The organism is Streptomyces sp. adm13(2018) (assembly GCF_008042145.1).
Taxonomy (GTDB): Bacteria; Actinomycetota; Actinomycetes; order Streptomycetales; family Streptomycetaceae; genus Streptomyces.
This window is the reverse complement of the sequence record NZ_RDBH01000109.1, coordinates 2696-15329: the sequence shown is the minus strand read 5'-3', so window position 1 is coordinate 15329 and position 12634 is coordinate 2696. Positions and strand designations below refer to the sequence as shown.

General features: G+C 71.4%; 11 protein-coding genes. 3 read left to right on the top strand and 8 right to left on the bottom strand.

All coding sequences use genetic code 11. The features are described 5' to 3' along the window. Positions 1 to 118, top strand: a 118-nt coding sequence (locus EAO70_RS09800) for a substrate-binding domain-containing protein (RefSeq protein WP_148002619.1), incomplete at its 5' end; no start/stop codon positions are given. Positions 119 to 197: 79 nt separating this feature from the next. On the opposite strand, the gene modA is transcribed toward EAO70_RS09800, so the two are convergent. The 7 genes from modA to EAO70_RS09760 all read right to left on the bottom strand — a co-directional run bounded on the left by modA (position 198) and on the right by EAO70_RS09760 (position 5660). Further along, on the bottom strand, positions 198 to 1007 hold the full coding sequence (gene modA, locus EAO70_RS09795; RefSeq protein WP_148002618.1) for a molybdate ABC transporter substrate-binding protein: 810 nt from the start codon (positions 1005 to 1007) through the stop codon (positions 198 to 200). A 93-nt stretch (positions 1008 to 1100) separates the two neighbouring features. Continuing rightward, the gene (locus EAO70_RS09790) at positions 1101 to 1334 is read right to left on the bottom strand and encodes a hypothetical protein (RefSeq protein ID WP_148002617.1); all 234 of its coding nucleotides are present in this window, start codon (positions 1332 to 1334) and stop codon (positions 1101 to 1103) included. A gap of 202 nt (positions 1335 to 1536) precedes the next feature. Next, complete coding sequence (locus EAO70_RS09785; RefSeq protein ID WP_148002616.1) at positions 1537 to 1935, bottom strand: molybdopterin-binding protein; 399 nt, start codon at positions 1933 to 1935, stop codon at positions 1537 to 1539. Between the two features lie 517 nt (positions 1936 to 2452). Continuing rightward, positions 2453 to 3154: a lysoplasmalogenase gene (locus tag EAO70_RS09775; RefSeq protein ID WP_148002615.1), complete on the bottom strand. Its 702-nt coding sequence runs from the start codon at positions 3152 to 3154 to the stop codon at positions 2453 to 2455. Position 3155: 1 nt separating this feature from the next. Continuing rightward, complete coding sequence (locus tag EAO70_RS09770; RefSeq protein ID WP_148002614.1) at positions 3156 to 3989, bottom strand: sterol desaturase family protein; 834 nt, start codon at positions 3987 to 3989, stop codon at positions 3156 to 3158. Continuing rightward, positions 3986 to 4705, bottom strand: a complete 720-nt coding sequence (locus EAO70_RS09765; RefSeq protein ID WP_148002613.1) for a FadR/GntR family transcriptional regulator — start codon at positions 4703 to 4705, stop codon at positions 3986 to 3988. The genes EAO70_RS09770 and EAO70_RS09765 overlap by 4 nt, the downstream gene beginning before the upstream one ends. Positions 4706 to 4961: 256 nt before the next feature. Further along, on the bottom strand, positions 4962 to 5660 hold the full coding sequence (locus EAO70_RS09760) for an AbfB domain-containing protein (protein ID WP_261992782.1): 699 nt from the start codon (positions 5658 to 5660) through the stop codon (positions 4962 to 4964). Between the two features lie 1097 nt (positions 5661 to 6757). Between EAO70_RS09760 and EAO70_RS09755 the strand changes: the two genes are divergently transcribed. Then, positions 6758 to 7831 (top strand): sugar ABC transporter substrate-binding protein, encoded by a 1074-nt coding sequence (locus EAO70_RS09755; protein WP_187283825.1) that lies wholly within the window; start codon positions 6758 to 6760, stop codon positions 7829 to 7831. A gap of 331 nt (positions 7832 to 8162) precedes the next feature. On the opposite strand, the gene EAO70_RS09750 is transcribed toward EAO70_RS09755, so the two are convergent. Then, positions 8163 to 10649, bottom strand: a complete 2487-nt coding sequence (locus EAO70_RS09750; RefSeq protein ID WP_261992781.1) for a glycoside hydrolase family 9 protein — start codon at positions 10647 to 10649, stop codon at positions 8163 to 8165. Positions 10650 to 11229: 580 nt separating this feature from the next. Here EAO70_RS09750 and EAO70_RS09745 point away from each other — a divergent pair. Beyond that, complete coding sequence (locus tag EAO70_RS09745; protein WP_261992780.1) at positions 11230 to 12510, top strand: zinc-dependent metalloprotease family protein; 1281 nt, start codon at positions 11230 to 11232, stop codon at positions 12508 to 12510. Positions 12511 to 12634 lie beyond the last annotated feature (124 nt).

The window sequence follows — 12634 nt, the reverse complement described above, 5'->3', positions numbered from 1 at the left end:
CCCGGCCGCCACGCTGAAGGACTCGAAGAACGCCGAGGCCGCAGAGGCGTTCGTGGTCTGGCTGTCCTCGCCCGAGGGGCAGAAGATCCTGCAGGACGCCGGCTTCCAGAAGCCGTGACCTTCGGGTCGCGCCGACGTGGAGGGGCTGCCCGGCCCGGGGGACCGGGCAGCCCCTCCACGTCGGCGCGACCCGAAGGTCACGGCTTCTGGAAGCCGGCGTCCTGCAGGATCTTCTGCCCCTCGGGCGAGGACAGCCAGACCACGAACGCCTCTGCGGCCTCGGCGTTCTTCGAGTCCTTCAGCGTGGCGGCCGGGTACTTCGCGACAGCGTTCTGGTCGTCGGGGATCTCGACGGCGTCGACCTTGTCGGCGGCGCTGGCGGCGTCGGTCTTGTAGACGAGACCGGCATCGGCCTCGCCCAGCTCGACCTTGCTGAGGACGGCGCGCACGTTGGGCTCCTGGGAGACCGGCTTCACCGCGATGCTCTGCTTGTCGAGGATCTGCTTGCTGTACTTGCCGGCCGGGACCTCGGGGGCGGCGAGGACGACCTTCAGCTTGGTGTCGGCGAGGTCCTTGAGGGCGTCGACCTTGAAGGGGTTGCCCTCGCCGGTGGCGATCACGAGCCGGTTCGTCGCGATGATCGCCGGGGTGGTCGTGTCGGCCTTCACCTTGTCCATGCTCTTGGTGTCGGCGGTGACCAGGACGTCGGCGGGCGAGCCCTGCGAGACCTGGGCGACGAGCTCCTGCGAGCCGGCGAAGGAGAACGTCAGCTTGGTGCCGGGATGGGCCTTCTCATACGCGGCGCCCGCGGTCTCGAAGACGTCGGTGAGGGACGCGGCGGCGAGGACCGTCAGGTTCGCGGCGGGCGCGGCACTGGCGGAGCCGGAGGCGGTCGAGCCGCCGGTGTCCTTCTTCGTGTCGTCGTTGCCGCAGGCGGCGAGCGGGACGAGGAGGGCGGCGGTCAGTACGGCGGCAGCGGTCCGGCGTCTGGTCGAGGTGAGGGTCATGAGGGTCGGAACTCCTTGGTGAGGAAGCGGAAACGGGTGAACAGACCGGCCGCGCCGACGGCCGAGGTGTGGTGCGTACTGCGTGAGGGGTGGTCAGGTGCGTTCGATGTGCACGCTGGTCGACTTCACGCGGGCGGTGGCCTGCATGCCGACTTCCAGTCCCGGCTCTTCGCCGGCCGGGAGCTCCGCGGACGGCCTCCCGTCGATCACGGGCCGGCCGCTCTCCTCGCGACGGGTCGCGAGGCGGCCGACGCCGGTCGGGCGTCGCGCCGTGTCCGGACCTGCGCCGGGCAGAGGGGCGGCCCGCCCGATCGTGTGGGACTGCATATGCGACACCGTAGGCGGCTTTGGATCTCACTTGCAACAACGTCGTGGGACCCTCCATCGCGGATGCGAGATCACTTAGAGGAACCGACGAGACGGCAGCGCGGCGTGCTTCATCGCCCTGGCAGGGCGGGACGGCCGCGGGAGGACGCGCCGCTGCGCCGCCTGGCGGTGTACGCCGTCGACGCGAGGGGGGCGGGTCGGGTCAGGGCAGGTCGATGTGCACGCTGGTCGACTTCACGCGGGCCGTCACCGTGACCCCGACGGCGAGGGCGAGATCTTCCACCGCCTCGCGGGTCACCAGGGACACCAGCCGGTGCGGGCCCGCCTGCACCTCGACCTGGGCCGCCACGTCGTCGACGCGCACGCGGGTCACGATGCCCACGAAGGAGTTCCGCACGGACGTGGGGACGTCGCCCTCGGGTACGGCGTGGAGCCCGGCACCGCGCTCCCGCGCGAATCGGGCCAGGGCCACGCCCTCGATCACCCGCCGGCCGGCACCGTCCCGCTCCATGCCGAGCTTGCCGCCGTCCGCCCAGCGGCGGACGGTCTCCGAACTCACTCCGAGCAACCGCGCGGCCTGCCCGATGCTGTACGACGCCACACCCGCACTCTAGGCCACGCCCGTACCCTCGCGTCACGGCTTCCGACCCGCCGGTCCGTCGTCGTACGAGCACCCAGCGCAGCCCTGCGGCCCGGGCCGAGCGCTGGATGATCCACCGGTGACGCCGCGCCGGGGCGCGCTGTTGGGTTCGGCCGCGTGCCCAGGGCTCCCCCGTTGGCGCACACGCTGGTCGGCATCCTCAACCAGACGCTCGCCCCGCGGATCGGCGGGGGCCGTGCGGCGGCGTTCGAGGTGCTGGTGGGCACGCCGGCGATCCGGAACCTGATCCGTGAGGGGAAGACCCGTCAGATCCGCAACATGATCGCGACCGGTCACCGGGACGGCATGCAGACGCTGGAGGCCGGCATCGACGCCCTCGTGACGGCGGGGGCCGTCTCCTACGAGGACGCCGTGCTGTGCACGGCCGACCCCGAGGACATCGGGCGGCCGTACGTTCCGGCCGGCCGCACCCGACCGCCCGCGCCGGGCGGTCGGGTGCGGCCGGGCAGGCGGCTCGTCAGGGCTCGGACCCCACCCGCGCTCCAGGTTCGGGGCTCGGGCTGCCGGGGCCCCGCCCGTGGTGGCCGGCCTCGGCCGCCGTTCCGACGTCGGCGGTGAACGCGGTCACGAGGAGGGCCAGGGCGACCGTGTAGGTGGGCATCACCAGCATCGTGCGGCCGGCGAAGTCGATCCCGGCCGCGCCGAGTCCGATGAGCATGTCGGAGACGAGGAACACGGCGCCGCCCCATGCCGCCCTCGGGCCCTTGACGTGCGCCGTGGCCGCCATGACCACCAGGGCCAGGCTGTACAGCGACAGAGCGACGGCCATCGCCGCGTCGAGCGAGGGCGCGAGCAGGACGACGGCGACGGTCCACACGGCCAGGTAGCCGACGCAGAGCGACCGCCGGGGACGCAGGTGCGCCACCGCGCCCGCCCGGGCGAAGGCGGTCGTCCAGCAGATCTGGGCGCCGAGGAAGCAGGCCAGGCCGATGCCGAACGCGGTCGCTCCGGGGACGAGCAGGGCCACGTCCCCGGCCGTCGCGAAGCCGAGGCCGAGGAGGACGGGCCGGTGGCGTCGGCCGGTGACGCGCCACAGGTGCAGCGCGAGTACGGGGGCGAGCAGGGGTTTGGCGATCCATTCGAGGACCGGCAGGTCGATCACCACGCCCGTGATGTCGACGGCGGCGAGGGCGGCGAAGACCGCGATCAGCGGCGGCATGTCACACCTCGGCCTTCGGGGACCAGCCGGGCGGACCGAAGAGGTGGCCGGCCCGGTCCCGCCAGCGCCGTGCGGCGCGGACGTCGCGCCAGGTCGCCGCGTACTCGTGGAAGGCGACCCGCATCGGGTTGTACGTGGCGATGTTCTTGGTGAGGCCGTACACGACCCGTTCGCCCTCCGGCTCGAAGGTGCCGAACAGCCGGTCCCAGACGATGAGGATGCCGCCGTAGTTGCGGTCCAGGTACACGTTGTTGGAGCCGTGGTGGACGCGGTGGTGGGACGGCGTGTTGAAGACGTACTCGATGGGTCGCCACAGCTTGTCGACCCGCTCGGTGTGCAGGAAGAACTGGTAGACGAGGCTGAACGACTGCTGGAGCAGGATCATCCACGGCGGGATGCCCAGGAGGGCGAGCGGCAGCCAGAACGGCAGGGTCGTCATCGGCGTCCAGCTCTGCCGCAGGGCGGTGGAGAGGTTGTAGCGCACGCTGGAGTGGTGGACCACATGGCTCGCCCAGAGCACCCGCACCCGGTGGTGGGCGCGGTGGAACACGTAGTAGGCGAGGTCGTCGGCGAAGAACAGCAGGACCCAGGTCCAGACCGAGGTCGGCGACCACTCCCAGGGCGAGACGGAGGAGAGGGCCGCGTAGGCGACGACCGCGACGGCCTTCCACGGCAGTCCGACGACCTGGCTTCCGGCGCCCATGGACATGCTGGTGACCGTGTCGCGTACCTCGTAGCCCCGCTCGTCGTCGTCCGGGAGGAACCGGTAGGACAGCGCTTCGACGGCCACCAGCAGCACGAACGCCGGTATCGCGTACATCACGGCGGGTATCACGTCAGCTCCCCCGCCCTCTCGACGAGCGCCGGAACGCTGCGGGACAGCAGGTCACGGGCCAGGCGTTCGGCGTCCTCGGGTTCGCGGGCCGCGATGTGCGCGGCCAGGCGGAGGTGCGCGTCGACGTCGAGGAGTTCGGCGGCCCGCAGGTCGATGGGCCCGTCGGCGACCTCCAGGGTGCCGCCGACCAGACTGTTGAATGCGAGGAGGTACGCGAGGTTCCCCGACCCCTCCACGATCAGCCGCCACCAGGCGATGTCCGCCGCGCCCAGGACGGCGAGGTCGGGTCCGGTGGACGCGTAGCGGCCGGCGGCCTCCACGACGGCTTCGGCCTCCCGGCGCGAGCAGCGGGCGGCGCAGAGCCGGGCCGCGTCGGCGCCGATGCAGGCGCGCATCTCCATGGCGTCGCGGACGAGCCCGGGCAGGCCGAGTCCGTCGCCGGCCCGGGCGATGCCCACGGCGAGGTCGAGGCCGGCGGTGTGCCGCCAGTCCAGGACGACGGTCCTGCCGCCGTGGCTGACCTCGATGAGACGGGCCTGCTGAAGCCGCTTGACCGCCTCCCGTACGGCATGGCGGTTCACCCCGAACTCGGCGGCCAGGTCGCGCTCGGCCGTCAGCGGGGAGCCGGTGGGCAGGGAGCCGTCGAGGATCTGGTCGCGCAGGACGGCGTAGAGCTGATCGGATACCGACTCCCGTCGGATGGATCGCTGATGCATGGCGAACAGAATCAGTCACGGGACCCTGGTGGTCAACTGGTTGGACCACTTCGGTTCGAGGGAGTTCTCCGGGAGGGCGACAGGAGGCCGAGGGCGGGGGGGCAGCATGGTGCGGCGCACAAGGGCGTGCGGCGGTGTTCGACGGCGTACGTCACCGGATGACGGCGTACGACCGAGGGGCGGCCGATACCGCTGCCGCCCCTCGGTCGTCTCGTCGCTCGCCTCCCGCTGGCGCGGGCGCGCGTGCCTCAGCCGGTTACGGCGCCCACGGGGCGGCGACGGCCCAGCTGCTGTCCGCGCTCAGGTTCTGGGGTCGGTCGTACTGGTCGCCCGCACCGTTTCCGGAGGCGATGAACACCTGGGACGCGTAGTGGCGCAGGTACGCCCCGGGGATGCTGATCGATTCGAAGGTGACGCCGGTGCCGCCGAGTCCGGGCCGGGCACAGAAGGTGGCGTCCTGCCGGAAGAGCGCGGAGCCGTCTTCGGGCGCGTTGCGCACCCGGCTGTCGGCATGACGGAGGAACTGACCCGGGTAGTTCACCGACTCGAACGAGTAGCAGGAGGAGTCGGCGAGGCCGCGCCGCAGGGTGTAGGTCGCGTCCTGCTTGAGGAGGCTGCTGCTGCCCGAGCCGACGACCTCCGTGAAGGCCAGGCTGTCGGCGTGACGCAGGTACCGGTCGGTGTGGCCCCAGGTGGTCACGCGCAGCGACTGCCGCCGGTCGGTGGCGAGCAGCACGAAGCTGCGCCAGAGCGCCGGCTGGTCGGCGGCCCAGGTCGCGTCGGCGGCGAAGGACATGGCGGTGTCCCAGGCGTCGGGGCCTCCGCTGCGGGCGAGGTACACGTTGTCGGCGTAGTGCCGGAGGTACCGGCCGGGGTGGTTGAGCGCCTCGAACGACGTGCCGCCGGCGGCGAGGCCCGTGCGGGCGCACCAGGTCGCGTCCGCGGCGGACGACACGACCGCCACCTGTGGACGGTCCTACGCCTTCCTCACCCCTACGGCCGACGGGCCACCGCCTCCCGCACGCTCCTTACCGAGGACACACCCCGTCCCGTGCACCATGGCGAGGAAGTGGCCACCTGCCGTCAAGGAGCACCGTGCGCAGCCCTGTTCACCCCGACCCCCTGCACTCCACCGTCGCCGGGGAGACGACGGGAAGAACGGAGAGAACGCAGAGACCATAGAGGTCGGCACATTGGCCCCGGCTTCGGATACGGCTGCGCCTGGCGATGCTGTACGGCGGGACGTTACTGATCGTCGGCGGTCTCCTGCTGTCCATCGTCTCCACGCTCGGCGCGCAGACGATCCGACAGGGCGGTGACCCGGCGTTCTCGCTCGCCCCGGGGAGCACCGTCCAGCTGACCGGCACCCCGTGCTCCGGTCCGGATGCGGCACAGTCCGCTGCGCCGGCCGACGACGTGGTCGACGCGTGCGTACGCCAGAGGCGGGAGTCGACCCTGGACGACCTCCGCCGCACGTCGGCCCTCGCCCTGCTCGGCCTGACCGTCATCGCCTCGGCCTTCGGCTACGCCATGGCGGGCCGGGCACTGGCACCCGTAGGCCGGATCGCCGGGGCTGCCCGCCGACGGGCACATCTCCACGACCCACAGTGGCGTCGGGAGGCACGCCGTCCAGGACACTGCCGGGATCGGCGAGGTACACCGCGTAGCGCCATTCGCCCGGGGTCCTCGGTGCGCCTCCGCCGAGGGCCCTGGCCCCGGCGCCCAGGTGCCTCGTCGCGTATCCGAGGCGGTCCGGCCGGACCCGGGGAGGGTTTTGCCAGGTGGCGGAAAAGGGTCTAGGGCGAGGCAGCTCGTCCGACCTCCGGGACGCCCTTCGAGGCCATTCGGCTCCCCCGTGCACCACCCTCACGACGCCCTCCGCCGCGCGGTGAGCGCCGTAGCATACGCACCTGCCTTGCATTCACCCACATAACGGTGAACACCGTTGCCATCTCGTTAAACGTTTACTTCTTGACGACAATATGCCCGTCGAGTTTGACTTCGTGCCACCTCGGCCGCAATGTCGCGGCCTCGTCAGGGAGGCACCCTCAGATGAACGCTATGACGCGTCACGCCGTCGTCGCCGCGGCCGCGGCCTCGATGGCGCTTTCGCTCACCGCCTGCGGCGGCGAGACAGGTAGTGGCGACAGCGCCGACAAGGGCAGCTCGACCAAGATCGGTCTGCTCCTTCCGGAGAACAAGACCTCGCGGTACGAGGCGCTGGACAGACCCAAGTTCGAGGAGGCCGTCAGAGGCACGTGCCTCGACTGCGAGATCGTCTACAACAACGCGGTCTCCGACATCGTCAAGCAGAAGCAGCAGTTCGACCAGCTCATCGCCGGTGGCGTGCGGGTCATCGCACTCGACCCGGTCGACGCGACCAAGGCCGCCGGCTGGGTGAAGGAAGCCAAGGCGAAGAACAAGGGCCTCAAGATCGTCGCGTACGACCGCGCGATCGCGGGCGCCGACGCCTACGTCAGCCACGACAACACCAAGGTCGGCGAGCTCCAGGGCGAGGCGCTCATCGACGCCCTCGGCGACAAGGCCTCCGACGCCAGCATCGTGATGATCAACGGCGACGAGAAGGACCCGAACGCCGGGCAGTTCAAGGAGGGCGCGCACAACGCCCTCAACGGCAAGGTCGGCAAGATCGCCTACGAGGCGTCCGGCGAGTGGGACCCGAAGATCGCCGGCGAGAAGATGTCCGCCGCGATCTCGAACCTCGGCAAGTCGAAGATCGACGCGGTCTACTCGGCCAACGACGGCATGGCCGGCGGCATCATCGCCACCCTCGACGACGCCGGGATCAAGCGCATCCCCGTCGGCGGCCAGGACGCCGAGAAGGCCGCCATTCAGCGCATCATCGCCGGTACCCAGACCTTCACCGTGTACAAGAGCCCCCTGGAGCTGGCGCCCAAGGCCGCCGAGGTCGCGGTGGACCTCCTGATGGACCTGCCGCTCCGCGCCAAGAGCGAGGTGAACGGCATCCCCTCGCACCTGCTCGACCCCGTCATCGTCGACAGGACGAACATCCAGAGCACGGTCATCTCCGAGGGCATCTACACCGCGGACGACCTCTGCACCGACGAGCTCGCCGAGAAGTGCGCCGAGCTCGGCATCAAGTGACGCCGAAGGTGCACGGGTAGGAGAACCCGGCTCCCCACCCCCGGTGCACGGGGTGGGGAGCCGGGCGCGGCGAGTGCCGAGAGGCTGAGTGCGGGCAGGAACGGGGAGCCGAGAATGTGCGGGGCTCCCCCTACAAGACCTGAAGACTCCCAGGGGCGAGGGCAGGCGGCGCCAAGTGCCGCCTCGCGACGGGCATTTCGGACTGGGGCCCGCCCGCCCTTCTCCGTACGCTCCCCCGCCCGGCCGCGACGCGTGTGGCGCGAAATGCGCGGTCACGCGGGGGGTGCCGCGTCGGTCCCGGCCGGCACGTGGAGCGACGGCAGGGAACCGCTCAGGAGCAGAGCGAGCCGTTCAGAGTGACCCGCGCGGGTGCCGGGTTCGTGCCCGAGTACGTCGCCTGGAATCCGAAGGACGTGCTCGCCCCCGCCGCCAGTGCGCCGTTCCACCCGGCGTCCCGGGCCGTCACGGTGCTGCCCGACTGGCTCACCGTCGCGTTCCAGGCACTGGTGACCTTCTGGTCGCCGGCGAAGCTCCACCCGAGGGTCCAGCCGGAGATCGCCGCGGTGCCGGTGTTCTTCAGGTTCACCGTGGCCGTGAAGCCGTCGCCCCACGCGCTCTCCACCCGGTATGTCACCGTGCAGGACACCCCGGGCGACGGCGCATCGTCGTCCGCCTCCGTCGCGGTGAAGGTCGCCGCCGAGACACCGGGGCCGCCGGCGGTGAAGGTCGCGTTGCCCGAGGTCGTGTCGCCGTCCTGTGCGGCGGAGACGACGACCCGCTGGGCGGTGGCCCAGTCGGCGGGCGTGAAGAGGAGGGTCGCGCCCGCCGACGCGGTGAGGTCCTGGTCCCCGGAGGTGCGCGCCACGGTCACCGTGACGTTCTGCGCGGGTGCGGCCGTCAGTCGTACGCTCGCGGCGGCGGTGCCCCCTTCGGGCACGGTCAGTGCGGCGGGCGTCACCTGCACCGCCGGTGTCCCCGGAGCTCCGCGCCGCTCCGCGGCGAAGGCCGCCAGCCACGCGAGCGCGGAGTTCCAGTTGATGGCGACTTCGTTGGTGGAGTACGAGCCGATGTCGTCGACGTAGCACGCGGCCGGGGCGCAGCCGTTCAGCCGCTCCTTCGCCACCGGGTCGTCGAGCCCGGCGTTCGGGCCGCCCGCGAAGGAGCCTGCCGGCGGGTGCGGCAGGGACGGGTCGTACTGTCGGGCCCAGAAGCGGTGGTGCTGGTTCTCCGAGGCCCGTTCGCCGTAGCCCGTGACGTAGGAGTGGTCGAGGGCGTTGCGCCCGAGGAGGTAGTCCATCGCCTCCAGGGCTCCTGCGCGGTAGCGCTGCGCGCCGGTGAGCTCGTACGCGACGGCGAGGGTGATCGCGTTGTTGGCGACCGCGCTGTTGGATCCCCACCCGTAGCCGGACGCGGGGATCGGTACGGCGTATCCGCCGGCGGCCATCGTGGAAAGGTGCCCGTCGGCGGCCGCGGTCAGCAGGCCGCGTACCCGGGCCACGTCGTCGGCGGGCAGCGCCACACCGGGGACCGTGGCGAGGGTGATCCGCCCGAGGGTGGCCGTACCGCCCCACCAGAACGAGTCCGCGGGCCTCGCGTGGTGCGCGGAGGAGGTCACGGCGTCGCGGTACCGGCTCTCACCGGTCGTGGCGAGCAGTTCGGCCGCGGCCCAGTAGAACTCGTCCGAGACGTCAGCGTCTTCGTAGGCCCCGCCGCCGGCGTTGTCCGACCCCGGGGCGAGCGCGTCGGGACGGGCGACCGCCGCCGTCCAGGCCCGGCGGGCGCTGTCCAGGCAGCGGTCGGCGAACGCACGGTCGTAGGGCGCGTACACCCGGGCGCACTGGGCTCCCACGGCCGCCAGATTCAGCGTGGCCGCGGTGGAAGGGCGGTGCAACTCCCGTTCCTTGTCATCGAGTTCGGGACGTGTCGGGAGGCCCGTCCACTCGGTGTCGTGCATCTTGTGGAAGGCCATGCCCGCAGACGGCTTTCCGGTCGGGACCTGCATCCGCATCAGGAACTCCAGCTCCCAGCGGGCCTCGTCCAGGACGTCCGGCACGCCGTTGCCCCGTTCGGGCACGCGTAGGGTCGAGTCCCCGAGGGCCTGGGCACCGCCCGAACGGCGGGCCCGCTCGTAGGAGTTGACCACCTGCCAGGTTGCGATCCCGCCGTTGACCACGTACTTGCCTTGGTCCCCCGCGTCGTACCAGCCGCCGCGGACGTCCAGCCGGTAGTCGCACACGCCGGGCTGACAGGGGACACTCGTGTCGCCCTTGTTCGGCGCCACCCCCAGGTGTCCGGCGGGGCGGGCGTACGCGCTGCCCGCGAGTCCGGCGTCGATCGCGACCCCGCTCCGCTGCTGGTAGAAGAACGACATGCTGTCGGCGCGCAGGCCGTCGTAGAGCGCGGCGGAGATGTCGAAGGCGTGGCTGACCTGGCCGCCGACGGCCAGGGTGAAGCCCGTACCGGTGCCGGCGTAGCCGCCGAAGTCGACCAGGTGTGTCGACTGGCCGGAGGCCTGGTCGGCGCCTCTCACCGTCGTCGCGCCCGATGCGACCTGCGCGCCGGAGGCGTCGCGGAGCTGCCAGGCGAGCGGAGCGGTGGCCGAGCTGACCAGGGTGGCCCGCTTCGGCCCGTCCGGAAGGTAGCCGAGCTGGTTGACGCGGACGGGGGTGACGGAGGGCGCCGCGAGAGCGGCGCTACCGGTCGCACCTGCGGGGTCCGCCGCGAAGGTGAGGCCGGCGAGAGGGCCGGCGGCGAGGGCGAGACCGGTGAGTACGACGGCGGCGCGGCGTAACGCGCTGCGAACGATGACAGCAGGCAAGGGTGGGGGCCTTCCATGAAGGGGAACGAATGAGTGGGAGCGCTCCCACTCGCCATGAAGCCAGTGGTGCGGGTGCCCCGTCAAGACACCTGCGGGGAAAGACCGTCGAGGGGAACGCGGGCGTCCGAGGCGACTGCGACCGCCCCATGGTGGCGAGCGGGCGTCGGCGGGGCGCCCCCGCGGCTGCGAGTACACGACTGCGGCCCGCCCGGCCCGGCGAAGGCCCTGTACGTCCCTACCGGTTCCAGGTCGCGGGCCCGGCCCGACGCCCCGTGCTCACGGGTGGTGATCGAGGGGATTCGCGAGGTGAGAAATTAGATGAATCCTTCACTGAATTCACGTCAATAATCGCCGCCGATTATTTCAATCACATAACGGAGCCACCGAAAAGGCCTGGACCAAGCCTCCGCCGCGAACGCAACTACCCTTGCTTTTAAGTATTTTGATGGTTCATCAGATACGGTGACGTAGGTAACGGAATGGATTCTCTGAACACTCTCCCCTTTGTCCGAATTCTTCACCACCGGGTTCTGACAGGCTTCCGCGCACCCAGTCTTCCGACCAGAGAGTTGAGGTGTGCATGCCTAGACATAGGAAGCCGAAGGAGCGTCGGACCCGCGAGGCGAGGCCCCGCAGATCCTTCACGGGGCTCATCGCCGCGACCGCCCTCGCGGCGGTGATGGCCGGGGGAATCGTCTACGAGGCGGGGCGCGCGGAACCGAACGGAACCCCGCTCGCCCGCCTGGACACCCCCGTCGTCACCGACATCGCCGTCCCCGCCGCCGCTCCCGCCAGGAGCAGGGAACCTCAGCCGATACCGAAGAAGCCGGCCAACCAGCCGGCGCGCGGCATGGTGTACGACGGCCTCAAGGCGGCCCCCAAGGGCGACCGCTGCGCCGGCGTCTACGCGACCGCCACCGGTCTGTGCACCCACGGCCCCGACGCGCCGCCCAAGGGCGTCGACATCAAGAAGGACACTCCGCCCGCGGTCAAGTCGAAGGCTCCCGCGACCGATCCGGCCAAGCCTGCCGCGCCGCAGCCCGCGCCCCGCAAGAGCCGGGGCCCGTCTCCGGGCGCACCCGCCGTCGACGCCCGCGCCCCCCAGGTGTCGACCGCCGCCCCGAGCCCGTCCACCGCCGCCGCCCCGGCCGCCACGGGCGGCACCACGACCGCCGCCGCAGGTCCAGCCGGGCAGACCGTCCAGTGCGACGGCGACGGCAGCACCGGCAACCGGGTCCAGGTCGTGTACGTCCACGGCCCGGGACGCGACCGGTACTCCGAGTACCTCGCCTCCTTCCGCAAGTGGGCCGCCGACGCCGACCTCATCTACTCGGCCAGCGCCGAGGAGACCGGCGGCGTCCGCCACATCCGGTACGTGACGGCGGCCGACTGCACGCCCACCGTCCTCAACATCGAACTGCCGGACTCCGCGATGGCGGAGTTCAGCGCCACCAACCGCGCGCTCGCCGCCAAGGGGCTCGACCGTCGCGACCGCAAGTACATGATCTTCGCCGAAGCGCAGGTGTACTGCGGCATCGGCACCTTCGCCGGGGACGAACGGCCCGGACAGTCCAACCTGAGCAACTTCGGCCCTTCGTACGGGCGTACGGACAGCGGCTGCTGGGGCGGACACACCGCGGCCCACGAACTCGGCCACAACCTGGGCGCGGTGAACAACAGTGCGCCCAACACCAGTAGGGGCGCGCACTGTACGGACGAGTGGGACGTGATGTGCTACTCGGACAGCCCGTACTACCCGAAGATGCGCGACGTCTGCACCAATCGGGCGTCCGAGAACATCCTCGACTGCAACCACGACGACTACTTCCACACCAGCCCGCGGCCCGGCCGCAGGTTGTAGATCCGCAGCGTCGTGCCCTGGACCCACGTCAGGTGCCGCCCGTCCAGGAGCACCTGGTACCAGGAGGCTCCGGTGACCCGCTGCCAGCTCACCACGACGGAGTCCGCCTGGATCTGACCGGCGG